This is a genomic window from Sulfitobacter sp. UBA4523 (genome assembly GCF_002388305.1).
GTDB lineage: Bacteria > Pseudomonadota > Alphaproteobacteria > Rhodobacterales > Rhodobacteraceae > Sulfitobacter > Sulfitobacter pontiacus.
This window is the reverse complement of the sequence record NZ_DGMH01000015.1, coordinates 11,935-12,211: the sequence shown is the minus strand read 5'-3', so window position 1 is coordinate 12,211 and position 277 is coordinate 11,935.

Genomic DNA, 277 nt, shown 5'->3' with positions numbered 1-277 from the left:
TCGAGCCCCGTCAACCGCGCCACCGCTGCATTTTATCAGATATTTTGATAACAAGCACACGCCCTTCGGGGCGTGGTTTGCTTGTGCGTTCAGACCCCTGATTTCCGCCTAGGGCAGGGGATTTCGGGTGCTGATTCAAGCGCAAAATGCGGCGATGAAAATTTCCAAAATTCTTTGTAGTTTTCTGCGGTTAATCGCTTGACGCTCTGCGCTGGTTATCTTATTCCGCCCTTACTGCGCGGTTGTAGCTCAGCTGGTTAGAGTACCGGCCTGTCAC